26 protein-coding genes and 6 pseudogenes are annotated in these 26,559 nt (G+C 59.3%); 15 read left to right on the plus strand and 17 right to left on the minus strand.

What is annotated here, in order from left to right; all coding sequences use genetic code 11:
* Positions 1 to 7 precede the first annotated feature (7 nt).
* Positions 8 to 190, plus strand: a pseudogene (locus NKH03_RS29550) (winged helix-turn-helix transcriptional regulator); the annotation flags it as partial.
* On the opposite strand, the pseudogene NKH03_RS29555 reads toward NKH03_RS29550, so the two are convergent.
* Positions 177 to 1,185, minus strand: a pseudogene (locus NKH03_RS29555) (DUF992 domain-containing protein). The pseudogenes NKH03_RS29550 and NKH03_RS29555 overlap by 14 nt on opposite strands.
* A 401-nt stretch (positions 1,186 to 1,586) precedes the next feature.
* Here NKH03_RS29555 and NKH03_RS29565 point away from each other — a divergent pair.
* Positions 1,587 to 3,293: a hypothetical protein gene (locus tag NKH03_RS29565; protein WP_352869815.1), complete on the plus strand. Its 1,707-nt coding sequence runs from the start codon at positions 1,587 to 1,589 to the stop codon at positions 3,291 to 3,293.
* Positions 3,290 to 4,438 (plus strand): HlyD family secretion protein, encoded by a 1,149-nt coding sequence (locus NKH03_RS29570; RefSeq protein ID WP_352972413.1) that lies wholly within the window; start codon positions 3,290 to 3,292, stop codon positions 4,436 to 4,438. Before NKH03_RS29565 ends, NKH03_RS29570 begins: the two co-directional genes overlap by 4 nt.
* A 102-nt stretch (positions 4,439 to 4,540) precedes the next feature.
* On the opposite strand, the gene NKH03_RS29575 is transcribed toward NKH03_RS29570, so the two are convergent.
* Positions 4,541 to 6,694, minus strand: a complete 2,154-nt coding sequence (locus tag NKH03_RS29575) for a xanthine dehydrogenase family protein molybdopterin-binding subunit (RefSeq protein ID WP_352876601.1) — start codon at positions 6,692 to 6,694, stop codon at positions 4,541 to 4,543.
* A 7-nt stretch (positions 6,695 to 6,701) separates the two neighbouring features.
* Positions 6,702 to 7,154, minus strand: coding sequence for a (2Fe-2S)-binding protein (locus NKH03_RS29580; protein WP_352869810.1), 453 nt, complete (start codon positions 7,152 to 7,154; stop codon positions 6,702 to 6,704).
* A gap of 306 nt (positions 7,155 to 7,460) precedes the next feature.
* On the opposite strand from NKH03_RS29580, the gene NKH03_RS29585 reads away from it, so the two are divergent.
* Positions 7,461 to 8,762 carry a cytochrome c gene (locus NKH03_RS29585; protein ID WP_352869808.1) on the plus strand — a complete coding sequence of 434 codons (1,302 nt, stop codon included), beginning with the start codon at positions 7,461 to 7,463 and terminating at the stop codon, positions 8,760 to 8,762.
* A 479-nt stretch (positions 8,763 to 9,241) separates the two neighbouring features.
* Here the strand turns inward: NKH03_RS29585 and NKH03_RS29590 are convergent.
* Positions 9,242 to 9,604: pseudogene (locus NKH03_RS29590) on the minus strand (type II toxin-antitoxin system VapC family toxin); the annotation flags it as partial.
* Positions 9,605 to 9,705: 101 nt separating this feature from the next.
* Here NKH03_RS29590 and NKH03_RS29595 point away from each other — a divergent pair.
* On the plus strand, positions 9,706 to 9,915 hold the full coding sequence (locus NKH03_RS29595) for a hypothetical protein (protein WP_352869806.1): 210 nt from the start codon (positions 9,706 to 9,708) through the stop codon (positions 9,913 to 9,915).
* Entirely contained in the window at positions 9,915 to 10,934 is a 1,020-nt protein-coding gene (locus NKH03_RS29600) for a choline/ethanolamine kinase family protein (protein WP_352972415.1), read from the plus strand. Before NKH03_RS29595 ends, NKH03_RS29600 begins: the two co-directional genes overlap by 1 nt.
* A 469-nt stretch (positions 10,935 to 11,403) precedes the next feature.
* Here NKH03_RS29600 and NKH03_RS29605 read toward each other — a convergent pair whose 3' ends face one another.
* From NKH03_RS29605 to NKH03_RS29620, 4 genes are all read right to left on the minus strand, one after another.
* Positions 11,404 to 11,604 carry a P-loop NTPase family protein gene (locus tag NKH03_RS29605; RefSeq protein ID WP_352869802.1) on the minus strand — a complete coding sequence of 67 codons (201 nt, stop codon included), beginning with the start codon at positions 11,602 to 11,604 and terminating at the stop codon, positions 11,404 to 11,406.
* Positions 11,601 to 11,795, minus strand: coding sequence for a MutS-related protein (locus tag NKH03_RS29610; protein WP_352869800.1), 195 nt, complete (start codon positions 11,793 to 11,795; stop codon positions 11,601 to 11,603). Before NKH03_RS29610 ends, NKH03_RS29605 begins: the two co-directional genes overlap by 4 nt.
* Before the next feature lie 198 nt (positions 11,796 to 11,993).
* Positions 11,994 to 12,308 carry a hypothetical protein gene (locus NKH03_RS29615; protein WP_352869798.1) on the minus strand — a complete coding sequence of 105 codons (315 nt, stop codon included), beginning with the start codon at positions 12,306 to 12,308 and terminating at the stop codon, positions 11,994 to 11,996.
* A gap of 1,303 nt (positions 12,309 to 13,611) precedes the next feature.
* On the minus strand, positions 13,612 to 13,791 hold the full coding sequence (locus tag NKH03_RS29620; protein WP_352869797.1) for a hypothetical protein: 180 nt from the start codon (positions 13,789 to 13,791) through the stop codon (positions 13,612 to 13,614).
* A gap of 282 nt (positions 13,792 to 14,073) precedes the next feature.
* Between NKH03_RS29620 and NKH03_RS29625 the strand changes: the two genes are divergently transcribed.
* The 3 genes from NKH03_RS29625 to NKH03_RS29635 all read left to right on the plus strand — a co-directional run bounded on the left by NKH03_RS29625 (position 14,074) and on the right by NKH03_RS29635 (position 16,097).
* On the plus strand, positions 14,074 to 14,265 hold the full coding sequence (locus NKH03_RS29625; RefSeq protein ID WP_352869795.1) for a hypothetical protein: 192 nt from the start codon (positions 14,074 to 14,076) through the stop codon (positions 14,263 to 14,265).
* Between the two features lie 259 nt (positions 14,266 to 14,524).
* A complete protein-coding gene (locus NKH03_RS29630) occupies positions 14,525 to 14,860 on the plus strand; it encodes a helix-turn-helix domain-containing protein (RefSeq protein ID WP_502911005.1) in 336 nt (111 codons plus the stop codon).
* Positions 14,838 to 16,097, plus strand: coding sequence for a type II toxin-antitoxin system HipA family toxin (locus tag NKH03_RS29635; protein ID WP_352972422.1), 1,260 nt, complete (start codon positions 14,838 to 14,840; stop codon positions 16,095 to 16,097). Before NKH03_RS29630 ends, NKH03_RS29635 begins: the two co-directional genes overlap by 23 nt.
* Positions 16,098 to 16,130: 33 nt before the next feature.
* Here NKH03_RS29635 and NKH03_RS29640 read toward each other — a convergent pair whose 3' ends face one another.
* On the minus strand, positions 16,131 to 16,310 hold the full coding sequence (locus NKH03_RS29640; protein ID WP_352883913.1) for a hypothetical protein: 180 nt from the start codon (positions 16,308 to 16,310) through the stop codon (positions 16,131 to 16,133).
* Between the two features lie 177 nt (positions 16,311 to 16,487).
* Here NKH03_RS29640 and NKH03_RS29645 point away from each other — a divergent pair, with 177 nt between their 5' ends.
* Positions 16,488 to 17,069 carry a hypothetical protein gene (locus NKH03_RS29645; RefSeq protein WP_352883911.1) on the plus strand — a complete coding sequence of 194 codons (582 nt, stop codon included), beginning with the start codon at positions 16,488 to 16,490 and terminating at the stop codon, positions 17,067 to 17,069.
* On the opposite strand, the gene NKH03_RS29650 is transcribed toward NKH03_RS29645, so the two are convergent.
* Positions 17,029 to 17,442 (minus strand): AI-2E family transporter, encoded by a 414-nt coding sequence (locus tag NKH03_RS29650; protein WP_352883910.1) that lies wholly within the window; start codon positions 17,440 to 17,442, stop codon positions 17,029 to 17,031. The genes NKH03_RS29645 and NKH03_RS29650 overlap by 41 nt on opposite strands.
* Before the next feature lie 203 nt (positions 17,443 to 17,645).
* Here NKH03_RS29650 and NKH03_RS29655 point away from each other — a divergent pair.
* A pseudogene (locus NKH03_RS29655) lies at positions 17,646 to 17,801 on the plus strand (histidine kinase); the annotation flags it as partial.
* Positions 17,802 to 17,845: 44 nt separating this feature from the next.
* Positions 17,846 to 18,535, plus strand: a complete 690-nt coding sequence (locus NKH03_RS29660) for a GDSL-type esterase/lipase family protein (protein ID WP_352883909.1) — start codon at positions 17,846 to 17,848, stop codon at positions 18,533 to 18,535.
* A 150-nt stretch (positions 18,536 to 18,685) separates the two neighbouring features.
* On the opposite strand, the gene NKH03_RS29665 is transcribed toward NKH03_RS29660, so the two are convergent.
* Positions 18,686 to 18,847 carry a hypothetical protein gene (locus NKH03_RS29665; RefSeq protein WP_352869784.1) on the minus strand — a complete coding sequence of 54 codons (162 nt, stop codon included), beginning with the start codon at positions 18,845 to 18,847 and terminating at the stop codon, positions 18,686 to 18,688.
* Between the two features lie 364 nt (positions 18,848 to 19,211).
* Here NKH03_RS29665 and NKH03_RS29670 point away from each other — a divergent pair, with 364 nt between their 5' ends.
* Positions 19,212 to 19,613 (plus strand): diguanylate cyclase domain-containing protein, encoded by a 402-nt coding sequence (locus tag NKH03_RS29670; RefSeq protein ID WP_352869782.1) that lies wholly within the window; start codon positions 19,212 to 19,214, stop codon positions 19,611 to 19,613.
* A 164-nt stretch (positions 19,614 to 19,777) separates the two neighbouring features.
* Here the strand turns inward: NKH03_RS29670 and NKH03_RS35100 are convergent.
* A pseudogene (locus tag NKH03_RS35100) lies at positions 19,778 to 19,858 on the minus strand (spore coat protein U domain-containing protein); the annotation flags it as partial.
* 753 nt (positions 19,859 to 20,611) lie between these two features.
* A complete protein-coding gene (locus NKH03_RS29680; protein ID WP_352869780.1) occupies positions 20,612 to 21,580 on the minus strand; it encodes an enoyl-CoA hydratase/isomerase family protein in 969 nt (322 codons plus the stop codon).
* 104 nt (positions 21,581 to 21,684) lie between these two features.
* Between NKH03_RS29680 and NKH03_RS29685 the strand changes: the two genes are divergently transcribed.
* The gene (locus tag NKH03_RS29685; RefSeq protein WP_352869778.1) at positions 21,685 to 22,254 is read left to right on the plus strand and encodes a TetR/AcrR family transcriptional regulator; all 570 of its coding nucleotides are present in this window, start codon (positions 21,685 to 21,687) and stop codon (positions 22,252 to 22,254) included.
* A gap of 192 nt (positions 22,255 to 22,446) precedes the next feature.
* On the opposite strand, the gene NKH03_RS29690 is transcribed toward NKH03_RS29685, so the two are convergent.
* The 3 genes and pseudogenes from NKH03_RS29690 to NKH03_RS29700 form a co-directional block, all read right to left on the minus strand.
* Entirely contained in the window at positions 22,447 to 23,436 is a 990-nt protein-coding gene (locus NKH03_RS29690) for an NADP-dependent oxidoreductase (RefSeq protein WP_352972417.1), read from the minus strand.
* A 62-nt stretch (positions 23,437 to 23,498) separates the two neighbouring features.
* The gene (locus NKH03_RS29695) at positions 23,499 to 24,365 is read right to left on the minus strand and encodes an alpha/beta fold hydrolase (protein ID WP_352972418.1); all 867 of its coding nucleotides are present in this window, start codon (positions 24,363 to 24,365) and stop codon (positions 23,499 to 23,501) included.
* A gap of 85 nt (positions 24,366 to 24,450) precedes the next feature.
* Positions 24,451 to 25,259, minus strand: a pseudogene (locus NKH03_RS29700) (oxidoreductase).
* Between the two features lie 103 nt (positions 25,260 to 25,362).
* Here NKH03_RS29700 and NKH03_RS29705 point away from each other — a divergent pair.
* Positions 25,363 to 25,920 carry a TetR/AcrR family transcriptional regulator gene (locus tag NKH03_RS29705; RefSeq protein ID WP_352972419.1) on the plus strand — a complete coding sequence of 186 codons (558 nt, stop codon included), beginning with the start codon at positions 25,363 to 25,365 and terminating at the stop codon, positions 25,918 to 25,920.
* A 61-nt stretch (positions 25,921 to 25,981) separates the two neighbouring features.
* On the opposite strand, the gene NKH03_RS29710 is transcribed toward NKH03_RS29705, so the two are convergent.
* The coding region (locus NKH03_RS29710; protein ID WP_352972420.1) for a TetR/AcrR family transcriptional regulator at positions 25,982 to 26,559 on the minus strand (578 nt) is incomplete at its 5' end.

Here is a 26,559-nt window from a genome sequence, read left to right on the forward strand (position 1 = left end):
GGGTGCAATACGCACGAAATTTGCACGTAGTGCCAAAAAAGATACCGCAAAAGGTAAGGCTCGATACTGTCGGTTCGACTGCAGTCCCGGTTGCTCGGCTGAGGCAGCAATCGGTCTCATTGACGGGAAATGGAAATCAGTCATCCTGTTTCACCTTCTCGGCGGAACGATGCGATTCAACGAGATCCGGTGTCGCGGCTTGTTGCGGCTTCGATGAATTGGAGCCAGCCCGCTACCAACACGAGGCCTGCCAAGGTCCCAAGCGATGGCGGTGGAACCAAGAGAAGCGTTGCCATTCCTGTCATTGCCGCGACCCCGCAGATTGCGGCAACCGCGAAGTGCCGTCGTCTCTCGGCCCTTGCCCGCTTCAAAGCTCTCGCCAAGGCTTCGGTTGGGGTAATCGTAGTCATGGCCTCTTCCTCGTCGGATTTATTCAACACTTGGGTCCGAGGGGCAGCGTAATGGCATGATCGGGGAGGCAGTCGGGTCAACGGGCGGACTTGCGCACCGGCGCCAAGCGCCCAAAGTTTGCCCGATGATCGATCGCGCCTGAGACACGTTCCGAGCCAACCGGAATGATCAGTCGGCTGCCCAACCGTCAGAGACGTGATGCCCACTGCAATATTGAAACCTTGATCCTCTTCGAGGGAAATCGGCTGCAGCGAAATCGTGCCATGCTCGCCCCCAACAAGAACCTTGGCCCCGAGGCCACGCCCGGTCGCAGCATCCGCGCTAACGCCAGCATAGGTGTCAGACAAGGCGCTCTCATTTCGATTGGCAGGGGCAAAGACCAGCCAAGCCAGTTTGGCGGCCTTTATTTCGCCCACATCAATGCCGAACGCGGGTAATCTTACCGATATAGGACTTTGACGCGCCGGAAGCCGACGGCTTAAAAACACAGGCGATATCCTGTTGTGAGCCGACGATGACGCCGATCCCTGCGGAAACGTCGCAATCCAGGCTCCGAACCTCAACATGTTCGGCGGCGAACGCCGGTCGAAAAACCAGAAGGGATGCCGCGGCAAGAGTTGCAGCGATTGCTGAGGAAGAGCGCATAAGAGATCCTTTTCTGACAGGCGAGCTGAGAGCCGACAATTGTGTCCGGCGGACATCGACCGGACAATCCGAAACGTAAGGCGTTCCTTGTCGAGCGAATTGGTGGATCCGATCGGGTTCGATCCCCATGAGGTCCAAATTTGTCTGAAACGGTCAGATAATCACCTTTTAAAAACCGAATTGGACAGGTCTCGTCGCACCGAGGGTATCAATGCAGTGGCAGCCTCGGTGGGGTCTCATACGGCGATATTTTCCAGGGGGAGGCGACACTGCTCGAATTCACGCAGCCCAGGGTCGCGCTCTAGACATAGTCACGATTGTCCAGCAGGGCCTCATACCGGCGTCCGAATGCTTCGAACACAATGATGCGGCGTGCTTGTCTCATCATGATGCCACAACCGAAGTTTCGGCCTCGGAGCTAGCCGCAGAACGAAAGGGCACGATTGTGCAATCGTCCGTCTCGGTCATGGCTATCCTTTCGTCAAGCTTGGTGACCAACTTGGTGCTAGGCATGGATCCAAGGAAAGGGTGTGCTCGTGCTGTCGACGGTGGGCGGCTGGATAGGGTGGTTGAGCACCCGAAATCCGGTGAGTGAAAGACGCAGGCATTTCTTCGAAGACGATGAGCCGTTCGAGTATGCGGAAAGCGAACGCCCTCCGGTCCCCGGATCTCCGGGGACGCCTGTTCATCCGCCGCATAGACGCGCAATCTACGGGATCACCTCACTGATCACGGGAATGACAGGCGCATTGGGCAACGGCCTCGTGTCGGCGAACCTGCCTTACCTGCAAGGCGCGCTGGAACTTAATACCAGCGAGATCGCCTGGCTGCCCGCAGTTTACCTGGTGACGAATGCTATCACCGGCTGCATTCTCGTCAAATATCGCCAACAGTTTGGTATACGATCGTTTTGTCTGATTTTCCTTACCTTGCAAGCCGTCCTGATCACCGCGCACCTTCTCGTCAGCAGTCTGGCCAGCGCGATCCTTGTGCGAGCGGCTAGCGGAATATGTGCTTCAGCGATGAGCACGCTCGGTGTCTTCTACATGATCCAGGCGATGTCCGCGACACGTCGGCTGATGGCCGTCACGCTTGGACTAGGCACCCCTCAGCTCGCCCTGCCTATCGCGTGGATTATTCCGAAGGACTTCCTGGCATTTGATAGCTGGAGCGGACTGTATCTGTTCGAGCTCGGACTTTCCCTTGTCAGCCTGGGTCTCGTGATGATCGTCCGCCTCCCGCCAACCATCAGGGCCCGGGTATTTGAACTGCTCGACGCCCTGACCTTCGGCCTCTACGCGGCGGGTATCGGACTTTTCGGGGCGGCGATGGGTGTCGGGAGCTATCTATGGTGGACGAACGTATCCTGGATCGGTTGGTGCCTGGCGGCGGCCTTACCGTGCTTGGCGCTGGTGGCTGCCATCGAGTATCACCGGGCGCGCCCGCTGATCGATGTGCGATGGCTAAGCGCGGGCACGTTCGTGCGTTGGGCTATGATCGCCGTTATTTGCCGGCTCGCTCAATCGGAACAAGCGGTCGGTGTAATCTCGATGCTGCGAGACTTCGGTCTCACCAACGACGACTTCAGACCGCTAACGCTGGTCATTTTGGCCGGTGCAGGCGTTGGTCTTCTAACGAGCGCTGCCCTCGCCTCCCCGACACGCCTCCCCCTTCTCGTCCTGATCTCGCTGGCATTCGCTGCGACCGCCGCATTTCTCGATTCATCCTCGAGCCTTCAAACAAGGGGGCAGCAGCTGATGGTATCTCAGGCGATGATGGGTGTGGCGACCACCATGTTTTTTGGCCCGGTTTTCATTTTCGGTCTCGGGCAGGTGCTCATCAGGAGGGGTGTGGGGCTTACAAGCTTCATCGCGGTTTTCGGCATTACTCAATCGGTCGGAACCCTGATCTGCAATTCTCTTTTGCAGAGTTACCTGTTTCACGCTCAGCAATATCATCTCGCGAACTTTGCGGCACAGGTCGAGAGGTCTGACCCGACGGTGATGAGAACCGCCTCAACGCTCGCTTCACAATACTCGGCAGTCCTTGCTGATCCCACGCTACGAGCCGCGGAAGGTGTCCAGGCACTATCACAGCAGATTCTCCTGAACGCTCGAATGGCGGCCTACAACGACGTCTATCTGGCCATTTCTTTGGTCGCGACCCTTGGATTTCTCATGCTTCTCAGCGTGGTCCTGATCGCGGTCTTCAAACAAGCCCGGAGAAATCTCTCATGAGCACACCTCCTTCCCTTGCAACCGAAGGCATTCCGGGCGGCCCTTTGCAAACTCCGGCCGGCGCGGTTCCGAGCTCTTGGCGCCCGGCGGCCACGAGTTTCCCGTCCTACCTGATCGCGCTATTGCTCGTCGCTGGCGGGGTGACGGCTATTCTCGCGGCTTGGCAATTGCCACCCTTCGCGACGGCAATCGTGAAGACCGACGATGCCTATATCCGCGGCCACACGACCGTAATCAGCCCGCAAGTGAGCGGCTACATCAACCGGATCACCGCACGCGACTATCAGAACGTCGCCGCGGGCGAAGAACTGCTTCGGATCGACGATCGCATCTACAAATCCCAAGTCGCAGAAGCACAGGCCAATCTGGATCTTTCTCTTGCGAACCTCGCAAGCAATCGGCAGACCATCGCGCAGCGGGTGGCCGATATCGTGACCGGCGACGCAAAGATTGCTAGCGCCAAGGCTCAGTTGGCTAAGTCCAATGCGGACTTTCGTCGAGCGGCCTACCTGGCAGTGCAGGGTTCAGGCTCGATCAGCAGCGAAGACACTGCACGTGCGGCTAAAGATACAGCAGCAGCAGGGCTTCAGGAAGCGCAGGCGGGCCGCGAGAGTGCAGTGCAGACCAAAGCTGCCGCTGAAATCAATGAAAAGGCCTTGGAGGCAAGTGTCGAAAGCGCGCGTGCGCAGCTGCAGATGGCCGAAATTAATCTCGGGTACACGGTTGTAACTGCCCCGGAAGCAGGCCGGCTGAGCGACGTAGGCGCCCGACGAGGACAGTACGTGACGAACGGCAGCCAGTTACTTTTCCTTGTTCCCTCCGTCCGTTGGGTGATCGCCAATTTCAAGGAAGGACAGACTGCGGCTATCCTACCCGGTCAAAAAGCCTTGTTCACTGTCGACGCGCTTGCCGGCGCGCGTTTTCGGGGAACGGTTGAGGAGGTATCGCCTGCCGCCGGCTCGGAGTTTTCCGTCTTGCGCACAGACAATGCGATTGGCAACTTCACCAAAATACCACAACGGATTTCAGTCAAGATCGCAATCGACCCGGATCAGGCGAATGCGGAGCGCCTTGGACCGGGCATGAGCGTTGAAGCCTCTATAGATACTGCATCCGCGACTTCCGGAGTTCCGCGCGCACCTTGATCAGGCACATGACGCACCCCGGAGTTTACTTCGGGCCGTGTTCACACGATGAGATCGGCAAGGATGCGGAAGCGCCCAGTTACGATGCTGGGCAGCTTTTAGTTATATCAGGTTGCAGGCTAGCGGAAGCGAGCGAATTCGTCTACCTGTGGCCGAGAAGATGGCATTCCCCAGCGCGCCTGCCGCTGCGGCTGTTCCTGCCTCACCCACGCCTCCAGGCTCTTCGTCACTTACGACTTGGTAAACCTCTATCCGAGGGACCTCGTTGATCCGCAGGACGCGATAACTGTCGAAATTCGCCTGGTCCACTGCGCCATTCGTGACAGTCACCTGATTGAACATCGCAGCACTCAGTCCGAACAGGACGCCCCCTTCCATCTGCGCTCTTACAGTATCGGGGTTGATGGTGATGCCGCAATCAACAGCGATTACGGAACGAAGCAGCCGGATCGTGTTATCTGCGCTGACCTCGATTTCAAGGATATGGGCGAGGTAGCTGCCAAACGCCACCTGTAGGCTGATTCCACGCCCCCGCCCCGGCGCCAGGCTTTTGCCCCAACCTGCCTTTTCGGCCGCAAGATCAAGGACCGCCAAAGCGCGGGGATTTTTCGTCAACATCCGGCGGCGAAAAGTGAGCGGATCAAGCTTTGCGGCGTGGGCCATCTCATCGACAAAGCTTTCTATCACGAAGAGATTGTGGGTCGCCCCGACGCCGCGCCACCAGCTTGTATTCATGCCATCGGGCTCGTCGCGAACGTAATCCGCCAAGACGGCAGTCTCGTCGTAGGGCGTTTCGGCGGCACAATCTACTGCGTCAGGATCTATCCCGTTCTTGAAAGCGGCCGGCGCCCATCGGGCGAAGATGGACGAACCCGTGACCCTATGCGTCCTACCGACGATCTTCCCATGCTTGTCCAGGCCCGCGGCGACCCTGTCATAGTAATAGGGCCGGTAGTAGTCGTGCATCATATCCTGCTCGCGCGTCCAAACGAGCTTGACGGGATAGCGGATGTCCTTCAGCAGACGCGCAGCGACCTCAATCGTGTCGATATCAAGCCGTCGGCCGAACGCCCCACCCATGAGCAGGTTATGCACCGTGACATTCTGGGGAGCCAGGCCGGTCGCATGGGCGACGGCCAATTGGGCTCGAACCGGTACTTGCGTGCCCACCCAAAGGTCCGCGCCATCATCACGAATATGGAGCGTACAGTTCAGAGGTTCGAGCGGGGAATGTGAAAGGAATGGAGACTGATAGACCGCCGACAACTTGATCGCGGCGCCCTCTATCATTTCGACAGCGTTCGCATCGTCGCGGACCACCACCCCTTGATACTGCGAGGCGGCCTTCATCTTCGCAATGATCGAACCGGTGCTGACCGTTCCATGTACTCCCGCGTTCCACTCGATCTGCAGAGCTTCCAGACCCTGTTTCGCAGCCCACATATGTTCGCCGATGACAGCGACCGCCTCACCGGCCGACGTCACGATCTCAATGACGCCAGGAACTGCTCGCGCGGCAGCGAGGTCCATCGAGGCGATCGAACCTCCCTTCACGGGGCTGAGTGCAAGCGTGGCATGCTTCATGTCCGGCACGCGGACGTCTATTCCATAGACCATAGAGCCGTTGACCTTGGCCGGCGTGTCGAGACGCTTGGCTCGAGTGCCGATCAGTCGAAACTCTGAGGGCTTCTTCAAAGGTATCGCTTGTGGGACCTGCTGCAGCGCGGCCTCGGTGGCGACATCGAGATAGGAGAGCGCTCGGTCGGAGGAAGTATCCCGGATAATGCCCTTCTCGACCCGACACGTGGCGGCATCCACCCCCCAGCGCGCGGCCGCTGCGGCAACCAGCATAAGCCGAGCGGCAGCACCGGCCTGTCTCAGGCGTAGCCAATCCGATCGAGTGGATGTCGAACTACCCGTCGCCTGATCGTGCAAGATCGGATCCATGTATTTGGACAGGTCCGGAGGCGCTGCTTCAACCTTCACCTGATCCAGCTCGAGTTCCAACTCCTCGGCCAACAACATGGCGCTGGAAGTATAGATGCCCTGCCCGACTTCGGTGTGCGGCATGATGAGCGTGACCCCGTCCCCGTCGATCCGCATGAATGCATTCGGAGCGAAATTCGGCGCCGTGTTCTCGGCCAACGCGGCACGACTGCGCAGAACGCCGGGCAGCCCGAACGAGAGGAGAAGGCCGCTGGTCGCAAGCGCGGTTCCCTTCAAGAACCCGCGGCGTGAAACAAGGTTTTCGATCATCGGACCCTCACACTGATGCAGCTTGGTGGATGGCTTCACGAATTCGCATGTAAGTTGCGCATCGACAGATGTTGCCGGCCATCGCGTCATCGATGTCCTCATCTGACGGAAGTGGTTGAACATTCAGGAGTGCCGCCGCCGACATGATCTGGCCCGACTGGCAGTATCCGCATTGGACGACTTCTTTATCCAGCCACGCGGCTTGCACGCGCTTGCCGGTTTCAGTCGAACCTACGCCCTCAATGGTGGTAATCCTCTGATCGGAAATCATTGCCATCGTAATCTGGCAAGACCGAACGGCCTCGCCGTCGAGGTGGACAGTGCAGGCCCCGCACTGAGCGATACCACAGCCGTATTTCGTACCGGTCATCCCCATGACATCCCGCAAGACCCAGAGGAGTGGCATGTCATCGGGAACGTCCACCTCGTAACGACGATCGTTGACCATCAGGGTTTTCATCGATTTTTCATCTCGCTTTGGGGATCGTCGGCAACAGCTCCCTCAGCGGAGCGCATGCACGGACGGACCACGCCTCGCGCTTGGATACTCAACGACGGGCTCCAAGAATTGTATCATCCAGCGCTGCGTGGGTTTCAAAGGAGCCAGTTCGCAGCGACCGGCGGTCCCGGGCCTGAATCCTACAATATACCCCCGGAACAACTGGCTACGAGATCGTGCCCTAAATGGGGACGCATCGTGTTCGGCAAGCCGAGGCCCCGGTAACCCGGGCTCGCTCAGTCAGTCGAATTCAAAAAGGTATCGGCCGTGACGCGATTTCATAAAGCAATCTATTCGGTGGCTGTGGTCGCCGTGATCTGCGCCGCGGGCGCGGCGGCATTCTTCTTTTGGCCCCACGGTCTGAATGAGGTCTCTGCCAGCAGCAGGCAGCCAACCGGTACGACACTGGTGGAACGTGGCCGGTATCTGACGGTCGCCGCCGACTGTGCAGCTTGCCATACGGCGAAAGGCGGCAAGCCATTCGCGGGAGGGGTCGCATTTGCGCTTCCGTTCGGAGAAATATTTTCATCGAATATCACGCCTGATCCGGTCGAAGGGATCGGCGCTTGGAGCGACGCAGAATTTGTCCGTGCCGTGAAGGCGGGAGTTGGAAAACACGGCGAGGATCTCTATCCGGCGTTTCCTTATGCGTCCTATGCGCTTCTTTCCGACGACGACGTTCTAGCCATCCGAGCCTATCTCAGTACGCTTCAGCCCGTGGCGGCTGCATCCCGACCGAGTGAACTCGCCTTCCCCTTCAATCAGCGCTACTTGATGCGAGCCTGGAAAATTCTTTTCGTCCCGCACGACGCAATGAAGGCCGATCTCGCGCACGACCAGCAGTGGAACACGGGTGCTTATCTCGTCGAGGCGCTCGCCCATTGCGGCGAGTGTCATACCCCTCGTGGCCTCATGTTTCAGCGGGTGCAAAGCAAAGCTCTGTCCGGGGCCGAGGTCGACGGCTGGAAAGCTTGGAATATCACAAGCGACAACCAGACCGGCATCGGCTGGTGGACTGACGGCGAGATTGCGGACTATCTTGCCAGTGGCCATTCTGATGGCCATGGATCAGCATCTGGTTCTATGCGCGAGGCAGTCGATCTCAGCTTGAGCAAGCTTCCGAAAACCGACATCGAGGCCATCGTCGCATATTTGCGAACAGTGCCCGCCGTTTCCACCGGTCTCTCACTAAGCGTGGACAGAAATATTCGCACGAATTCCGGTCTCGATCAGATCTCCGCGACATCCGATGATCCCGGGCGCAAACTGTTTGCCGGCGCCTGTGCCGCCTGTCACGGGTGGGATGCCCTGGGCAAATCTAACCCGCGCGCGGCAATCGACGGCGCCCATAGTTTCGCCGATCCGAAGGGGGCCAATCTGCTGCGGGTAATCCTGCAGGGCTCATCGAACGAAGAGCGTCGAACAGGAGAAACGATGCCGGCATTCGCTCCCATCCTTTCAGATGTTGAGGTTGCTCAGCTTGCGAATTTCGTTCTGGCCCACTTCGGTGAGACCAAGGGCTCCGTTCGCCCGGCGGACGTTCGCGCAGCACGCGGCCCGGTGAAATAACGGATTACGGGGATCGATCGGACTTCCTGCCCCAGTGGTGATGGGCAGGCGGATTGCTTCTACGCACAGCACCATGTTTCCAGCGCTTGTTTGACAAACAGTGCAATCGATTGGGCATTGAGTGTTCACTGGCAGGCGAAGGTTGTTCGACTGATGCCATCTGTGCGTGAGCGAATCACAGGTCATGAAAGTCAGCGGGGTCACCCCCCGATGGTTTCCGCATGATGCAGTTCCCAGCTGCAAGGGCTGGCAGGAATTGGCGAAGGCAGCCCCTAGCGAAGGATGCAGGCCACGATGCGACGTGCCCCAGTCGAACGCGCGGAGGCATTATCGCTCGTTTTTGTCCTTACGTTAGAAATGGCCGTTGTCGCCCGCGTTTCAACGGTCGCAGGAGAGTGTCAGCGACCTTTTTGAAGACTGGTGGTCATTAAAAGAGGGTGGACGATCACGGTGCACGGGCATATCTGCCACAGACGCTTTCAACCCTGCGGGCGCAAGTCTGTCACCGGTCGGTAGAAGATCACACGCACCGACGGAACAAGCTGGTTGAGGTAATCGAAATCCCGAACATTGCCGGTCAGGACCGTCGCGCCCAGCAGACCGGCCTGGTGAAAGATCAGCGCATCGTTGAGGAAGCGGCGTTCATGCCCCTCCCCTTTCGGCAGACGGCTCAGCCGGAACAGCAGGCCGGCAAGCATGCCGGCGCGTCCCCAGGCGGTGGCGTCGGGTGCATGCAGCCGGTGCACTGGGATGTCTTCAATCGTGCCTGCAACCACTTTCAGGACCGACTTCGTCGTGGGGTGCGCTGGGTCGAGCCGGCCGAACAGGTGGCTGAGCTCGGCAAAGGGACCGGGCGGCCAATGCCGATCCGCTGGAAGATCTCGGCAGTTTTCTTGTCGAGGCCTTCGACGAGGTGCCCGAAGCCCGCGACGCCTTTTCGCGCATGACCGGCGGCTTCGACGAAAGAGCCTTCAACCGGGCGTGGCTCTACGGAATCGCCGATGATTTGCGTTGGGGCCTGATCGGGGCGCTGGTTGCGGCGAAGTCGTCGCGCGATACGCATGAATTCTACAAATTCGCCAGCTGGCGATTCCTGCGTTGCCGGATGGCCCTGCGCGACCCGCGCTTCGGCCAAGCGCTGCGGAGGATCTGATGTCCGTCAGAAAGCCCCTTGGCCAGGCAGCCAACGATCACGAACGCACGCTGGAACAGGTCATCGGCCGGGTGCCGCAATGGCAGGGCCGCGATATCCGCTATGGCGCACTCGTCGGTGGCCTGATGAACCAGAATTGGGTCGTCGAGGTCGCCGGAGACAGCCGAATCTATTTCGTCAAGGTCCCGGGCGCGGGATCGGAAATGTTCGTCGACCGCGTGGTCGCCAACCAGGCCGCACGCAACGCGCATGCCATTGGCGTAGGCCCTCGGGTCGTGTTCTTCGACCCTGTCGACGGCGTCGAGATCAGCGAATTCCTCCAGGGATATCGGGCCCGTACGAATGCGGACTTCTCCAACGCCGCGATCCAGAGCGCGGTTCTCGACATCTATCGCCGTGTTCACGCGAGCCCGGCGCTGTCGCTGACTAAAACCATCTTCGACATGATCGATGAGCACATCGACCATGGCCGCCAGCTCGGCTCGCATTTTCCGCCTGCCATGCCGTGGATCGAACATCGCTACGAGCAAGCCAGATCCGCATTCATGGCGTCCGGCCTGGATCTCGTTCCCTGCTTCAATGACCCGATGCCCGGCAAACTCCTGATCAGCCTCGGCGGCACCGCGGACCAGCTGCCGATGAAGCTGATCGACTACGAGTTCGCTTCCAACAATGAGCGCGCCTACGAACTCGGCGTCCTGTTTGCGGAAATGTTCTACGAAGAGAAACTCATCCTTGAGCTGATCGAGCAATATTATGGCTCGATCAGACCTGATATTGTCGCCCGCGTTATGCTCAACCGCGCATTGGCCGACGTCAAATGGGCGTCCTGGGCGGTGGTGAATCGCAAGCTCAAGACGTGGGATTTCGATTACAGAAATACGGTGTCTGGAAGTATATGCGCGCACGCGATGTCATGTACGACCCGCGTTGGGAGGCTTGGCTGCGCGCCATTTGAAGAGCCGCGAGAGCGGCAATCTCGTTGGGGCAGCGATCGGGTTTCTCCCGTCCGAGAATAACCGCAGGTGGCTACTCGCTATCCTACGAGAGCGGCCGCGTTTGGCGCATTGTGGAGAGTGGTACCCGCGAAGAGCCGAGCTCATTCTGCGGTCGCCTGCGAAGTTCGCATTCCAAACGATCTTCCGCGTGTAAAGTGACGGATTAGTTTATCCTCGTCCCTATCGCTATTAACGTGGACTGTAGATCATCACGCACGTGGCCGGGCATGCACAGCATCAAAAAGCGCCGAAGACGTGGACTCTGCGGATTGTCAAAAAGGTCCTCAGATCGTCCTGCCTCTACGACCCGGCCTCCCCGCGTGCTTGGACTTGCGGCATGCATGCTACTACTGGTGGGATTCATAGCCGGTCGAAGGGGCCTCGAATATCCTATGATACAGATCTTCGCCGTAGCTTGTCTGCAACGGCTCAGCCTCACTCAACTTGAAAGTTCGTGAGCCATCCGCCTGCCTTTCGGCACGCAGGAATTTCACGCCAGGCCGTTTCGTGTCGTGAAGATCATGTGCAAACTCGTACAGATGCGTGACGAAGAAGACCGTGATCCCTCCTCGGTCAGCGCATTTACGATTTGGGTTACGATCTGCGATCCCTCTCTTTCGTTCGTCGCGGCAAACGACTCGTTGAACAGGACCATTGAGCCGGATGCCATATGATCCACGATCTCGCTCATTCTTCGTCCAGCTTGCCGCTCTTCATCGTGGCATCCTCCCCGCGCTTGTAGTGTGTGAAGACGCCATCACAGACACTGCCGCAAAAGGCCGCCGGCACGAACATGCCGCATTGCATCATCAATTGCGCAAGGCCAACCCCGCGCAGAAACGTTGACTTGCCGCCCTGGTTGGCGCCGGTGATGACGACCATGTTCTTGTCGTCCGCATCCAGATCATTGCCGACGACCCGCTGCCCTTTGGTAAGAGCAAGGCAGATGTCATACAGACCGGCGAATGTGTGCCTGTGCACGTCGGACAGTCGAAGGCGATTGCGCCATTAGTTAGAGACAACTAATATGCTGACTTGTTCGCGGTCGAGAGGGCCGCCTGCATGTCGGATCGACCTGCCTTAGCGCGTGATACAGTCGTGCCCGCCACGATGCCGGTCCCCATTTGCCTTGGCCTCGCCCCTCAAGCGCTCTGGGTAGAAGCATTCCAAACCGATGAGGATATCCGCCAGTACTGGCGAGGCTATGCCCTTGGGGGCGCGGTGTGCGCCGTTTTGCTGATCATCGAGCTTCTGGCAATTCACCTGCTGCTCTGAGCCTTTGAGGATCTTGCTGAGATCAAAAAAGCCCGCCTGTGGGAAGGCGGCAGGGCCTGGAGTGCTGGGATCAACCAGGGTCAACGAGCGGCGGAGGGGTTGGTTGCGCTCGTCGTTCACTGGCATGTTACCCTCTCACACCTCAATGGCATGCTAAATGGGCTTTAAGGACGCGGTGCGGTCCGGACGGGAGATGGGGGCATCACCCGCACGCGCCAGGCTCAGGCGGCTACCGCGTCCGATCCATTTCTCCTGTCCCGCAGCGCCGGCCAATAGGGGACTGGAGCCCTGCCGGGAGGATGTTCGAAGCCTTATGACGAAGCTGTCAGAGGAATGTCAGATGTCAGAGAAGTCACAATGCAGCCTCGCGTTTTTCCGGACGGGAATCCTTGCTTTTAAGTTACCCCGAGACAGACATGAATCGATGCTCGCTAAGAGAACTGCGATTGCTCTGCTCTCCTGCCTGGCCATATCGGGCTGCGGTATGGCCAAAGCTGCGAGGGAAACCGGGCAGACGTTCGACGAGTATGGATGCCTTGCTCGTGACTTCAAAGGCCAGCCGCCTTGCGAACCTGACAATGCCGCAGCGCCCTGACGGGGGAGGCAGGGCACGGGCCACCAGGCCTTTTTCCGTGCGGCGCTCCGCCGCTCGTAGAGGAACCTTCCGAGGGGGGCGGATGGATTCACGAGGTCAAGTTCGACGGCTATCGATCGCAGATCGTCTTTGACGCCGGCAAGGTCCGCATCTTCACCATGAACGGTCACGGCTGCCCGCGCTCGGTGGATGACGACGAACGGCTACCAATATCTTCTTGCTGAGCCCGCCAGGCGCTGCTCTACGACCCGATCAGTCGCCTCAAATAGTAAACAGCATCCAGAGTTGTACCAACCCAATCAAGACGAGGAGACCTACCGTCAACGGGGCGAACAAATCTGTCGGGACCTCGGCGGCGTACCTCGCGTGGTGGGTTTCCAGTTTCGCCTCGATATAGTCTTGGTTGAGTGCCTTGATCTCCTGGAGAGTTGACCTTCCTGCGAGAGCGCCGAAACAGGATATCTTAAAAACTGACAAGGCTAGCGCCAGTTTTGCTGAAGCTGGTGCTGTGTGAGCGAAGCTGAATATCAGAAACAAGTTCGCGACCGAGACAGCGAATGTTATGCCCATTACCGACATATAGTTGCCAAGTCGAGTATTCGTCAATGCGACCTCGATCGTACTCCTATGGTTCTGCATCGCACAGCAGAAAATATAACGCGCGACTTATCTTTTCCGCAGCCTCACGCCAGCGCCGCCGCCATTCTCGGGGATGAACTCGACGCCGGCCGATGATGGCAACGAAAAAGCCCGTCACCGTGAGGCAGTGGCTTGATCGTTTCGTGTGCGGAATGATTTCAGGGAGTCAGTTCGCCTTCTACCGGATCGTCAGGGAGAAATGGGAACGAAACTGCGCACCCTCTCGGGATACATGCGGAATGAGCGCCCGCCATTGGCGTCTTCGGTCTTGAACACCAGGATCATATCCCCGTTCGCTGTGTCGACGGTCGGGATGATGTAGTCCAGGGTCACAGCGCTCTCCATGTAATGGCGAATATTGTCTTTCATAGTCCGATCCTCGCAATCCCCGGCGCGATGATCGTCGCCTCATCGCAGTCGCGGCCGGTGTGTTGTCAATCATCGCAGAGATAACCAGTGCCTTCCGCAGTGCGCTTCATTAGTGTTCCGCGCCCTAAAAATAATCCGAAAACCTGCGGGATGACGTCTTTGTTGGTGCGGGGCGTGGAGTCGACCGGGTCTTGAAGTACCCCTTGGCCTAGAGTTGGAATGTGATTTTCGGGTCGGCACCAGACAGGTTACGATGCGTCTTCAACGAATGAGGAGGAGACGATGAAAACATTCCTCACAATGGCCGCCGCGCTGACCCTGTCCGTATCCGCTGCCCATGCCGATTGCCCATATCACGAGAAGGTACAGGCATCGGTCGAAACGCAGAAAACAGCGAGCGTCGAGAAGGCCGATATGTCGAAGGCTGCGGACACTCAAACTATAAAGAAAGAAGTGCCGGCAAAGACCGAATAGCGGCGCGCTTGCCGGATCCCTCGCAGGCAGTGTGCGGTCTCGGCCCAGCGTACTGCAGATGGCCGGCCCGGCTGCTAGTGAAGCAGCGTTGCCTAAAGTCGCGCCGGCCATTTGCCGCTCTTTGAGGGATGACCAGCGTGCAACTTCTTGCGTCGCGATCCCCAAACAGTTCATTTATATCACAAATGATCTTCAAACAGATCAGACTCCTTGACATTAATGGAGGAAAAGATGCTTATGCGTATCAAACCAGTCTGGAATGAAACGCATAAGTATCACCATGCCATCGGAATCTGCGGCCCTGCTTGAAATAGGTCACCTGCTGAAGCAGGCGCGGCTTACCGCGTCGCTGACGCAGGAGCAGGTCGCCGACATGGCCGGCATATCGCGTCCCCGATATCGCGACATCGAAACGGGCGCAGCCGCGGCACGTGCGACCACCCTGATGAACATCACCCGCGCCCTAGGCCTGGAAATGATGCTGATCCCACAGTCCATGGTTCCTGCCGTCAAGTCCTTGCTGCGGCCGCATGACGACGATCTCCCCGCCTTTGTTTCCCAACCCGACGAGGATGATCGTCCCCCGAATGTTTAAAGCACCCAAGGCCATCCCCTCCCTTGACGTGCTGCTGAACGATCTGAAGGTCGGAACGATCGTCAGGACGCCAGGCGATTTCAATGCGTTCAATTTCGACGACGCCTATCGAGCGACCGGGGGCTTTCCCATCCTTAGCCTTTCTTTCCGCGCGGCGGCAGGAGGATTGCGGAAGGATCCAAAGCCTCTTGCCGGGGCCTTACCTGCATTCTTCGCCAACCTTCTTCCAGAAGACAAACTGCGCGAAGCGATGGAGAAACACCACGCAGGCAATGTGCGCGCAGGAAACGATTTTGATCTGCTGGCCGCGCTGGGTGCGGATCTTCCCGGCGCCGTGCGTGTCTTGCCGAGCGATGCCACGACGGCGGTTGCCGAGGATGCCTCAAAGGATAGGCCAAAAGCCCGGTTCTCGCTCGCGGGCGTACAGATGAAACTCTCTGTGATGAAGAACACCGGCAAGGGAGGTGGGTTGACCTTGCCTATGGGCGACGAGCAAGGCCAGTACATCGCCAAATTTCCATCGTCGGCGTTCCCCGGCGTCTCTGAAAATGAGTTTGCCAACCTAGCGCTGGCGGCGGCGATCGGCATGGACGTGCCCGAGCGCGAGCTTGTCGAGAAATCCGATTTCGAGGGAATTCCCGAGGAGTTCGACACGCTGTCGGACGGCAAGGTTCTCCTCGTCAAACGCTTCGATCGCGTCGCTGGTCGTGAGCGCGTCCATATCGAGGATTTCGCGCAGGTTTTCGGTGTCTATCCCTCGCGCAAATATGAGGGCGCCGCATATCATGACATTGCCTCAGCCATGAGCGCGGCCGTCTCGCCGACGGCCGCGCTCGAATTCGTGCGCCGTCTGGCGCTGACGGTCATCACCGGCAACGGCGACATGCACCTCAAAAACTGGTCGCTGATCTACCGGGGCACGGGCGACAAGCCAGAGCTTGCGCCAATTTATGACGTCCTGTCGACCGTGCCCTATAATCCCGCCGACTCGATGGCGCTCTCGCTCGGCGGCGAACGCTCCTTCAAGGCGCTCGCTGCCCCTCGATGGAAGGCGTTGGCCAACCGTGCAAGGCTGCCAGAGCCGGCCGTGCTGAGGACGGTGATCAAGGTCGTCGAGCGCGTCAACGATCATTGGTGGAGCCTTCCGGAACGGGCCGTTATTCCGGAGAAGGTGCTCGAGCGGATTGATGAGCATGTGAAAACGATGACCCCGATACTCGGCACCTGTGCCGCATAAGGAGGGGAATCGCGGCGATGGGATGGATTTCCTTTACTTGCGCAGATCGATTTCCGAAATGAAGGCCTCGCCGATATGTAGCCTGGCGCTGTAGCGGCCGATGTAGCTCGTCGTGCGCTCCTTGGCCGCCCGCATGTTACCGTCCACCTCCTGGATCGGCTCCTCGAGGATAGATTTTGCCGAGGAAATCCAGCCCAACGCCATATCGGCCACGCACCCGTTCGATGCCGCTGGGAGTTCGCATCGGATGCAGCACGCCGATACTGCTGTCTGGAAGACATGACGAGGAATGCGTTGATCAGCGAAGACACGATGCCAGCCGAAATCACCGATCTTTCCATTGGCTACCGGCGCCTGTGGCTTGGCAAGTTCGCCAATCCGGTGACGTGAATGGAGGCGCGCGCTCCGCAGCCCGATCTCGCGCAACCTCTGGCGTTGACCCGGATCACAATGCCCGACTGCGCTTCCCATCGGGCAATCTTCCTCGAGATCGGCGCGCCCTGGGCTGTGGGATCGCGTTTCCGCAATGTCCGATGCCGAGATCGCGGCACATTTTGCCGTTCCGCGCCAGCATCTCTATTACATCATGACGAGGCCGGCGCGTATCTCGGCATGGTCGAATTGTACAACAGCAGCGCCCTGTTCCCCTCCTTGATCGGCCGTGGCTTCGGCAAGCGGCTGATGGCCGGCGCGCTGGATCAGGCATGGCGCTTCAGCCCCGGCCGCATGTGGCTGCACCCCGTTGTCGTCCTCGGCTTCCTTGCCCTCCCCGGCTGTTTCTTTTCCCGCATCCCTCTTGCCGTACCCGGCGGCGGCCGGCTCATCCTCTTCGACCGCTTCTTCGTGTGCGCTGTCGTCGAGGTTTGGCGTGTCGGCGGCGGGCGGCGACGTTTCCTGCAGATCGATCGCGCGACGCGCTCGATCACCTGGCTCAATCTGGCAATGATCCCTCCTCCTGCTCCGTTTCCTTGAGCGACCAGATCTTCGTCAGGATGTTTGTCTGGTAGGCCGGGATGTTCTGCGCCAGTTCGCTAACCTGCGATGCGGCAATGAAAGAGAACAGAGCGAGTGCCGCGAAAGCACCGAGCACACTGACGATGACAGCGGGAAGGCGGGGAATGCCGACGCGCTTCAAAGCCGACACCACGGGCGCAAGCGCGAAGGTCAAAAGCAGCGCAATGGCGATCCGCAGGAACACTTCGCGCCCGAAATACAGCGCCGCAACCGCTGTCCCGATGATAGCGACGCTGGGCAATGAGGTGCGCGGACGGGTGTTGGCTGCGGAAAGAATGCCCGCCAGGCCGAGCTCTAATGGGTAAATGCCGTTTCGACGATTTGCCGCCATTGATACCTAGCGTCGCCAGCCCACCATGATCATTTAGCTGGCGTGCAACGTCAGCAGCTATACGCGCTTGCAGGTTCCGACCGAACGGTCCGACTGGCACGTTGTCGTGACGCGCCGGTTCGATTCAATTCGGGACACGAAGCCGGCAAGTGTGTAACAAGGGCCGAACGGGAGGCGAAGGCGCCTTCAGATCGGCTTTGAGCTTGGTGGCGGCCAGCCGCTCCTTCTATCAGACCTTCAAGGTCGACCCCGACGAGACACACGGCGCCCTGCTTTATGCGCTAGGCGACGGCCAGTGGGACATTCCGGCACTGCGCCTGCTCCTGGAGACGATCATCCCTGAGAAGACTGCCATGGACGTTAGGCCAGGATAGGCCCTAATGGTCCCGCAGGGAGGTAGACCATGACAAAAGTGCGTGACGTTTCGTTTGGGGCCCTTGCCGCATTTTCCGCAATGTTGGGGTTAGCCGGCAACGTGGATGCCGAGGATGCACTTCCGACAATCGTCACCCTCGGCGACAGTTACATCAACAGCGGTGGAGTAGCTCCCACTGAGAGCTTTGCGACCAAGCTAAAGTCTGGGCTGAACGCTGCCGGGCACCCAGTGACAATTGCCGAGGTGGGGTACACGGGGACCAGCAAACGGGGTCTCGCTTGGCTGGCGGAATCCAAGGAGGGCCTTGACCTGCAGGCGAACCCTGCAAACCACGTTGTCATCGTTGAACTGGGTCAGAACGATTGCGCTCGTATCGACCTGGATCATACGCGCGCGAACCTCGACCAGATTCTGACTATCCTCGACCAGAAGCGCGTTCCCGTGCTGGTGGTTGGAACCGCGGCCTATGACTATTGCTCGTCTATGCTGTCTGCTGGGCAGGGGGCTGACTATGCCGAGCCCTTTTCAAAGATGTTCTCCGAGCTGGCGACCAAGCATGGAGACTTGCTCTACGCCGACTTCAAGGAGGGCGTGACTGGGCATCGGGAGTTGCTGCAAGCGGACAACGACCACCCAAATGCAGCGGGCGATGCGATCATCGTTAGAAACATGCTCCCTATGGTTGAGGCGCTGCTCGCGCAGGTGCAACAGCGTTGAACACCCGTCTGAAGAACCCCTTTGCACGTACATTAGCTTAAGCACATATTAATGCAGCAGGCGAAGTACCCCGTACCGGTTTAGGCTCAGCGCCAGCCCCTCCACCCTCGACGCCGGGCCGCTAGGGCCAATATGGCAGACTCGGTGGCCTTAGCTGTCTTGCCGCCGCTTCCTGTCGCGAAAGTTGAGAAGATCAACCAGATCGTCGGCCTCATCGATGGGCATGTCGATCAATGGAACACCCACCTCGACAACAGGCATGCCGGTGAACATGTCGATGATGTCCCACGTGCCTTCAGGCGTTTTTACCATATTGTATCGCTGCGTCATCGGGGGGCAGAGTGTTTAGCGCTGTGATTGTGTGTCGTCCCGCTTGGCATCGGGTCCTGTGCGGTCAATTCATCAACCAATGTAGCAACGTTGGGCGGCAGATCAGGTTCGAACCGCCAGTTGAGGAGCTTGCGCAGGTGCCGGCGGAGGACTTCCGTGCCCATCCAACGCCGCACGATTTCGGCAATAGCCTTCTGCCTTGAGCGATCAAGTTCTGTCATGTTCGGGGCTTTCGGAACATGTGCCTACACGCCGAACCCAACCGGGACGGAATGGTTCCTGGCAGAAAGTTGGCCCGCCAAAGGGCCTGCGCGATGGATGGACGAAGTTTCGGCGGGCCAAAGGCATGTCTCTTGGCAGCACCGGAAACGTTCCGACCTATTGGCGTCGACAGTTCGTAGCGCTCGCCACGCCAAAAAGGCCAGTGCAAGCGGCGCGAGCACGACACGGTCGCTCGTCTCGGCGGCGACGAGTTCGCCATTGTGCAGACCGATATTCATCGCCAGTCAGTGCCGCGGTCCTGGCAGGTCGTCTGGTGGCGGCAATGCAGGAGCCGTTCGAGGTCTGCGGGTGCACGGTGTCCATCGGCACCAGCATTGGGATATCGGTTGCGCCCGATGATGGTCTTTCGTTGGACGAACTCTTGCGGAAAGCCGACCTCGCCCTTTACGCAGCAAGCATGGTGGACGCGGTGCGTTCAACTCTTATGCAGGCAAGGCAGGTTAGCCTTTGGAGGCGAGCCACTTAGCCCCAGCCGTCTTGCGCCGTCCGGCTGTGTCCTTGTCGGCGCTGGTCACCTTCGTCGATGGTAGCGGTGCGGCACTCGAGGCCGGCCTGAAAGGCAAGTTGGACGGCGCCTCCGAGGAATTTGTGATCGGTTACGACCGCCAGGCATACGGCGTGATCGTGACCTGTATCGGTATAGACGCCGGCCGAGGGCGTCATCTGCGGCGGCACCCGGCCATAGACGGTCAGGTTCTGCACCGCCCTATTGTCGTTGAAGGCGAAAATGTGAGCAATTGCAAACTGGTAGCATTCATCGCGTTTCCCCCCAGCGGCGCTTATGGTCGCGCGCCGACCCCCTGACGTCTCAACGACATTATGCTCGTGTCTCTCGCCCTCCATTTCTTATTACTTTTTCGCCTTAAACCCGGCAAAGGGGAACCGTTAGTCTGAGCTAAAGTATACTCGCTCCCAGCAGTTTCTCTAAGTGAGTATTGACTAAAATACAGAACATCCGGGGATCGTTCCCAGAACCAATGCGGTTCCATAGGACCTTTGCGCCGATAAAATAAGACTTTGGTCAGGCCTCCGATCAATAGAAGGTGGGGGCGCAATTCCAGGAATAGCCGCGAGCATTGACGGCCGAGGACTATGCTTCTGTTTAGCTCGATCCACTCTCGATCAACACTACGAGGTCAGGATGCCTCAACGCCAGCTCCAACCATCGTGGGTTAAACCGGCTGGCGCAGCGATTTCCCAAAAGCTGCCGTCGAGGGAGTCACATCAACAATCCGGAGCTGACCCGTCGCGGCTGGCAGAGTCAAGGCAGTTTCGCTCTGCGGATTTTCGACGGAATACGGCCAATATCCTTGGCGCGCATTATTCAGCGCCGCCGCGCGCCCACGCCACTCGTCAGCGAACGCTTGAATGGATCAAAGCAGGGCTAATCGACGGTCAGCCAGTTGGACCGACCGCGTGTAGTGCCCTCGATGGCGGGCGGGTGACACAAGCGGACTGGAGCCGCTAGTCGCCCAAACGCCCCGCGGTCAGCGCACGCGCATAGATCTTCCGGTCCATAAGTGGCAGCTCGCCGGTCGCTTCCGTCGCAGCAATGTAGTTGAGCATCAACTGCTGAGCTTCCTTGGACTGATCCCTCACCAGAAACTCAGCATGCTCGAGCTGCAGGCCCTCTTCCAGCGGGAGCGAGCTGCCAAAGTAGATGGATCGCTTGATCGCCCCAAGAGATTGCTTGGGTCGGCGGCTCAGATATTCTGCGCGTTCTATGGCTCGTGCAAGCACCTCGTCCTGAGGAACGACCTCGTCGACTGCGCCAAGCGCGAGGGCTTCTGCTGGCGTGAACGGCTTGCCTTCGAGAATGGCGGCTAACGATCGCTGGGCGCCAATTAAGCGAGGTAGTCGCTGGGAGCCGCCACCGCCTGGTGTAAGCGCGAGTAGGACTTCGGAAAGGCCGATGACAAAGTCACCGTCCGCCATGATACGCAAATCACACGCCCAAGCGAACTCCGCGCCAACGGCAAGCGCTGAGCCATTGAGTGCCGCGACAAAGATAGTGCCGCTTGCATTCATCTTCAGGAAAGTCGCGTGAAAGCTATCGAGCTGCAAAAGCGTCTTGAGTCGCGTCATTCCCGCAAGCGTTCTAACGATCGGGATTCTATTGATGAGTCTCGCCATGCGAGTGACAATTCCGGCGATGCGCGTGTTGATCGGCGGGAACCCGATACCACCCTGTTGGAGCCACGTAACATCAGAGTGGCTCAAGAATCGATCGGGGTGCGTGCCAGTGAAGACGACTGCATGAATGTTCGGGTCACGGTCTGCGCGATCAACGAGCTCTTTTAGTTGCTTGGTAAGCGCAGCATCGAACAAGGCATGCGGTCCTCCATCGATACGAGCGACGAGTACCTTGCCGTGCTCTTCAACATCGATATGACCATGGGTCCCTGTCGCGGTTTTTCTGGAATCTGAGGCCATCGCTGTCTCCAAACGCTGGAACTCTTACCAGCGACGTGTTATTGCATGGCAATCACTTATATACCTTACGATAATAATGCAATGGTGGAAACGCAGGAGCAGACATGCGCTACGAAAAGGGCCGGAAGGAGGCATCCAAGCGCCGCATCGTGGAGATTGCAGCGCAGAAGTTCCGCTCCGACGGCATTGCCGCCACCGGACTAGCCGGCATCATGACCGAGGCCGGCCTGACCAACGGGGCTTTCTATCCGCACTTCAAATCGAAGGCGGCGCTGGTCGGCGAGAGTGTGTCGGCGGCGCTGGAAGAACAGTCACAACAGATTGCGGAACTGCTGGTCGCCGGCGGGCCTGACATGGTGATCGACACCTATCTGTCGGCTGCGCATCGGGACAACCCCGGCATTGGATGCGCATCTTCGGCATTGCTGTCCGAGCTCGGCCGTGAGCCAGCCGAGACGCGTCACCTCTACACCGAGCATGTACGGCCCCTGGTGCATCAACTGGCCGATCAACTCGATCCACAGGTTGCCGACCGGGAAAGCGTCGCGATGGCTGTCTTCGCAACCCTTATCGGTTCGCTGCAACTGGCCCGGACGGTTGACGACGCAGAACTGTCCGACCGCATCCTGACGGCGGGGGCAGAGGCAGCACGTACCCTTGTTCGACCACGATAATAGAGGGCATCGCCTTGAAAGTACGCTAAACAACGCTTAGGGAGAACAAACGGTGATTCTTGTCGGGCAGAACCTGCCTTGAAAGAGGCACCCGAACTCGCTCGCTTCTTACAGTCGGTCGGCGGCCACCGGAACGAGCAAGTAGCGCCATGAGCGGATATAGGCCGTCTTGCGTTCCAAAAAAGGGAACTGCTATTTGACCTTGATGACCACCTTGCCCTTGGCACGTCCTGTCTCGACATAGGCCAGAGCCTCATTGGTCGCTTCGAACGGAAAGATACGATCGACAACCGGGCGGATTGCTCCGGATTCGATGAGCGACGTGATCTTGCCCAGCTGATCACCCTGCGCCCACATGAAAAGAAACGAAAACCCCACGCCCCGGCGTTTGGCTTTGGTCCGGATACCGCGGCTCAACAGTCGCAGTATCAGCCTCAGCACGGGGTTCAGTTCCTTTTCCCGGGCAAAGTCGGGATCCGGCGAGATCAACTTCCCACCCGGTTTCAGCACATTCAAGGATTTTTCAAGCGTTTTGGCGTCCTGGCTGTTCAAGACCACGTCGTAGCCCGACAGGACTTTCTCGAAGTCATCTTTCCTGTAGTCGACGACGACATCGGCGCCGAGCCCCTTGACCAGGTCTGCGCTGGCTGCGCTGGCAGTGGTCGCAACCGTCACGCCGAGGTGCTTTGCCAGTTGGATGGCGAATGTCCCCACGCCGCCGGAGCCAGCCTGAATGAAGACCTTCTGGCCTTTCTTCAGGTTTGCCCTTTCGATGAGCGCCTGCCAGGCGGTCAGACCGACCAGCGGGATCGAGGCCGCCTCTTCCATGCTGAGGTTTTTGGGCTTCAAGGCCACGTCGGCTTCATCCATGGCGATGAACTCGGCGAATGTCCCGATCCGGCCATCGCGCGGCCGCGCATAGACATCGTCGCCGGGTCTGAACTTGCGGACTTTCGATCCCACGCGGACAACCGTCCCAGCCACGTCATGGCCCAGGATGAAGGGCCGGCGATAAGGCAGGATAAGCTTGAACTCTCCGGTTTTGACCTTGGAATCGAGGAGGTTCACCGCCGCGGCGTGGACCTCGACCAGGATATCGCTATCCCCGAGTTCCGGTTCCGGCATCTCGGCCAATCGCAGAGTGTCCTTCTTGCTATATTTGTCGACGACGAATGCCTTCATGGCAGTGACTTTCTGAAAATGTTTGTTGATGCTCCGGGAGGGAACCGCCCGGACGAGAGGCGTCAGGCATCAAGGAAGGCCAGGGCTTTCAAGACGAAATCGGCGTGGTACTGGAAAACCCCGCCATGTCCGGCATCGGGATAGATCACCAGTTGCGCTCTAGGGATACGCCGGGCGAGATCGTGGGTGTTGCCGCTTGGCACCATCCTGTCGTGATCGCCGTTCGCAACCAAGGCAGGAATGCGGATGGCGCTCAGGTCTTGCGGCGCCTGCAGTCCATAAGCCTTGATCGCCTTGAGCTGGGCGCCGAACGCGCTCAGCGATACCGGCTTGTCGCGATCGGCCTGGCGCTCCGTCAACCGCTGCAGGAAAGCTTTGGCGGCGCGGCGCCCATTCGCCGTCCTTGTGAAGAAGAGATAGTATTTCGGATCCCGAAGAGTAAGCGCCCCCTTGATCATGTCGATGATCGTCAACGGCGTCACCTTGTCGATGCCTTCGCCACCGGCCGGCCCGGTGCCGGCCAGGATTAGCTTGCGCACAAGCGTGGGCTCGGTCAGCACAATCTCCTGCGCCACGAAGCCGCCGAGCGAAAAGCCGAAGAGATCGACTTGCTCGAACCCCAACGCCCTGATGAAGGCGACCGCATCCCGTGCCATCCCGGCTATGCTTGACGGCGTTTTGCCGCCCGAAGCACCGATGCCCCTGTTGTCGAAGGCAATCACTCGACGGTTCGCGGCGAGGCCATCGACGATGCGTGGATCAAAATTGTCCAGTTGAGCGCCGAGATGGTTGAGCAGGATCACCGGTACGCCGGTCTTGGGGCCGAGTTCCCGGTAGACGAACGCCGTGCCGCCGACATCCACCGAGCGCGTTGGCGTGTCCTGGAACGATGCCCGTGAGCGGGGCGACTGATTGAATCCATGCGTCATGCTTGGCACCTCCATCTGGTGGGGCCCGGGCAATTGCGTTGTCGTTGCTAATCGCATGTGCGTGAAACCTTCTGCTCGCTGTTCTTCAAACCGGCAGGCGGAACTGCTTGCGCAGGCTCTTGTCGAATATTCCCGCGGGGGCAAAGCGGCGCAGCAGGCTGACCTGCCGCGCTGCCTTGCCGGCAGTATAGCGCCGTCGCGGATTGGCCTCGGTCGCCGCCTTGACGACCACCTGCGCCACCACTTCCGGTCGGTCGGCTACGGGCATCACATCGCGAAGGAGCGCTTCGAGCCCGGCTCGAGCCCGATCGTATTCTTTCAACAGAGAATCCGGCTCGATCCCGTTCTGGTCGAAGACGGTGCGGACGAATGCCGGCTCGATGACCGAGACGCGGATATTGAAGGCACGAACCTCGTGATCGAGCGATTCCGAATAGCCCTCGAGCGCGTGCTTGACCGCTGAATAATGCGCTGAATACGGCGCCGGCACGAGTCCCAATACCGAGCCGATATTGACGATGCGTCCTTCGCCGCGCCGCCGCATCGACGGCAACACCGCATTGGTCATGCGGATGACACCGAACAGATTGACGTCGAACAGGGCCTGCACCTGTGCCACGGAGGATTCCTCGGCGCCTCCAAGCAGACCGACGCCGGCATTGTTGACCAGCAGGTCGATCCGGCCGGTCTGCGCGAGCACCGTTGAGACAAGTGCGGCGACGGCCTCACCGTCGGTCACGTCGCAAATCAGCATGGTCACCCCGTCCGGGCCGTTGGCCTTGCGGCGGCTCGTTCCGAAGTGAACCCTGCCCGCACTAGCGCCTCGGCACTGGCGCGGCCAATGCCCGAGGAGGCTCCGGTAACGATCGCGGTTTTTCCCGAATTCATATTCATTTCGTGCTCCAAACTCATGGGGGCTAGCTTTTTTGTGCCCGTTGAATTACAGTCATACTATCAGATTATGATTATAATGCAATAGCAAGGAGGAATAGCAGCCATGCGCTACGAAAAGGGCCGGAAAGACGCGTCACGCGGCCGGATCATGGAGGTAGCCGCCGACCGCTTTCGCGGCGACGGCATAGCCGCGTCCGGACTTGCGACCATCATGAGCGACGCCGGGCTGACGAATGGCGCGTTTTATCCCCACTTCCAATCCAAGGCGGAGCTTGTCCGCGAAAGCGTGGCGGCAGCCATGGAGCTTCAGGCGCAGCAGATGGCGGAAGCATTGGCCTCGGGTGGCCCGGAGATGGCCATAGAGGCGTATCTCTCGGCCGAGCATCGGGACAATCCGGGAAAGGGCTGCGCGTCAGCCGCGCTGCTGCCGGAGTTGGCGCGTCAGCCACCTGAAACGCGCGACGCCTATACCGACCATTTGCTGGCTTTGGTGCGCCAATTGGCTGAGGCACTTCCGCGGGCCAAGGACCCGGAAGGCCTGGCGCTTGCTGTCTTTGCGACGGTCATCGGTGCGCTTCAAATGGCTCGCGCTGTGAAAGGGACCGAATTGTCCGATCGGATCCTCGCGGCAGGGAAAGACGCGGCGCGGACGCATTTGTGAGGTCCGTGTCGCCCGCTATGGGTACCAGCCCTTGGTGGCGACGCTAAGCGCGCTCTCGGCTTCATGCAGAGGGCCCCGGCTGGCTGGCAAACTGTCTACCAAGCCCCGCATCAACCCAAGCACGCGTCTGTTCCAGCACTTCATCCGAAAACGTTGGATCATCGATCGCCCGGGCAAGGATCACTGCCCCCACCATCGCCGCAAAGCTTCCGATCGCCGCGCGGCGTCCGTCTGCCGCATCCAGTTCCGGGAGCGCCTTGCCCATACGGTCGATCTGCGACCGAAGGCCTTCCGTCATGGCCGACCGAGCAGCCGGGGCCTGATGGCGGATGGCTGCGGCAAGGCTCGCCGTCGGGCAACCGCCGGCGCAGTTGTCGCGATGCCGGGGAGAAAGATAGGACCCCACATAAGCGCGAAGATCGCCCCCTACGCCTGAGTCCGCGGCGAGGACATGGGCAAGGGTCTGCGCGATCAGGTCGTCCTTCGAGTTGAAGTGACCGTAGAAGCCGCCATGGGTGAGCCCGGCGGCGTTCATCACTTCCGCCACGCTGACCGCGTCGAAACCCTTGTCGCGAAACAGCCGGCTGGCCGCATCCAGAATCCGGCGACGGTTCTCCGCCATCTGCTCTCGACTGACCT

Origin of the sequence: Mesorhizobium sp. M1406 (assembly GCF_040317555.1) — a bacterium.
In the GTDB taxonomy this organism is placed as follows: Bacteria; Pseudomonadota; Alphaproteobacteria; order Rhizobiales; family Rhizobiaceae; genus Mesorhizobium.

Coding starts and splice junctions, on each gene's coding strand:
- NKH03_RS29570 (WP_352972413.1), top strand. CDS start 3,290: ATGAGCACACCTCCTTCCCTTGCAACCGAAGGCATTCCGGGCGGCCCT.
- NKH03_RS29575 (WP_352876601.1), bottom strand. CDS start 6,694: ATGATCGAAAACCTTGTTTCACGCCGCGGGTTCTTGAAGGGAACCGCG.
- NKH03_RS29580 (WP_352869810.1), bottom strand. CDS start 7,154: ATGAAAACCCTGATGGTCAACGATCGTCGTTACGAGGTGGACGTTCCC.
- NKH03_RS29595 (WP_352869806.1), top strand. CDS start 9,706: ATGACCGGCGGCTTCGACGAAAGAGCCTTCAACCGGGCGTGGCTCTAC.
- NKH03_RS29600 (WP_352972415.1), top strand. CDS start 9,915: ATGTCCGTCAGAAAGCCCCTTGGCCAGGCAGCCAACGATCACGAACGC.
- NKH03_RS29605 (WP_352869802.1), bottom strand. CDS start 11,604: ATGAGCGAGATCGTGGATCATATGGCATCCGGCTCAATGGTCCTGTTC.
- NKH03_RS29610 (WP_352869800.1), bottom strand. CDS start 11,795: ATGGTCGTCATCACCGGCGCCAACCAGGGCGGCAAGTCAACGTTTCTG.
- NKH03_RS29620 (WP_352869797.1), bottom strand. CDS start 13,791: ATGAAAGACAATATTCGCCATTACATGGAGAGCGCTGTGACCCTGGAC.
- NKH03_RS29625 (WP_352869795.1), top strand. CDS start 14,074: ATGAAAACATTCCTCACAATGGCCGCCGCGCTGACCCTGTCCGTATCC.
- NKH03_RS29630 (WP_502911005.1), top strand. CDS start 14,525: ATGAAACGCATAAGTATCACCATGCCATCGGAATCTGCGGCCCTGCTT.
- NKH03_RS29635 (WP_352972422.1), top strand. CDS start 14,838: ATGATCGTCCCCCGAATGTTTAAAGCACCCAAGGCCATCCCCTCCCTT.
- NKH03_RS29645 (WP_352883911.1), top strand. CDS start 16,488: ATGGAGGCGCGCGCTCCGCAGCCCGATCTCGCGCAACCTCTGGCGTTG.
- NKH03_RS29650 (WP_352883910.1), bottom strand. CDS start 17,442: ATGGCGGCAAATCGTCGAAACGGCATTTACCCATTAGAGCTCGGCCTG.
- NKH03_RS29660 (WP_352883909.1), top strand. CDS start 17,846: ATGACAAAAGTGCGTGACGTTTCGTTTGGGGCCCTTGCCGCATTTTCC.
- NKH03_RS29665 (WP_352869784.1), bottom strand. CDS start 18,847: ATGGTAAAAACGCCTGAAGGCACGTGGGACATCATCGACATGTTCACC.
- NKH03_RS29670 (WP_352869782.1), top strand. CDS start 19,212: ATGTCTCTTGGCAGCACCGGAAACGTTCCGACCTATTGGCGTCGACAG.
- NKH03_RS29680 (WP_352869780.1), bottom strand. CDS start 21,580: ATGGCCTCAGATTCCAGAAAAACCGCGACAGGGACCCATGGTCATATC.
- NKH03_RS29685 (WP_352869778.1), top strand. CDS start 21,685: ATGCGCTACGAAAAGGGCCGGAAGGAGGCATCCAAGCGCCGCATCGTG.
- NKH03_RS29690 (WP_352972417.1), bottom strand. CDS start 23,436: ATGAAGGCATTCGTCGTCGACAAATATAGCAAGAAGGACACTCTGCGA.
- NKH03_RS29695 (WP_352972418.1), bottom strand. CDS start 24,365: ATGACGCATGGATTCAATCAGTCGCCCCGCTCACGGGCATCGTTCCAG.
- NKH03_RS29705 (WP_352972419.1), top strand. CDS start 25,363: ATGCGCTACGAAAAGGGCCGGAAAGACGCGTCACGCGGCCGGATCATG.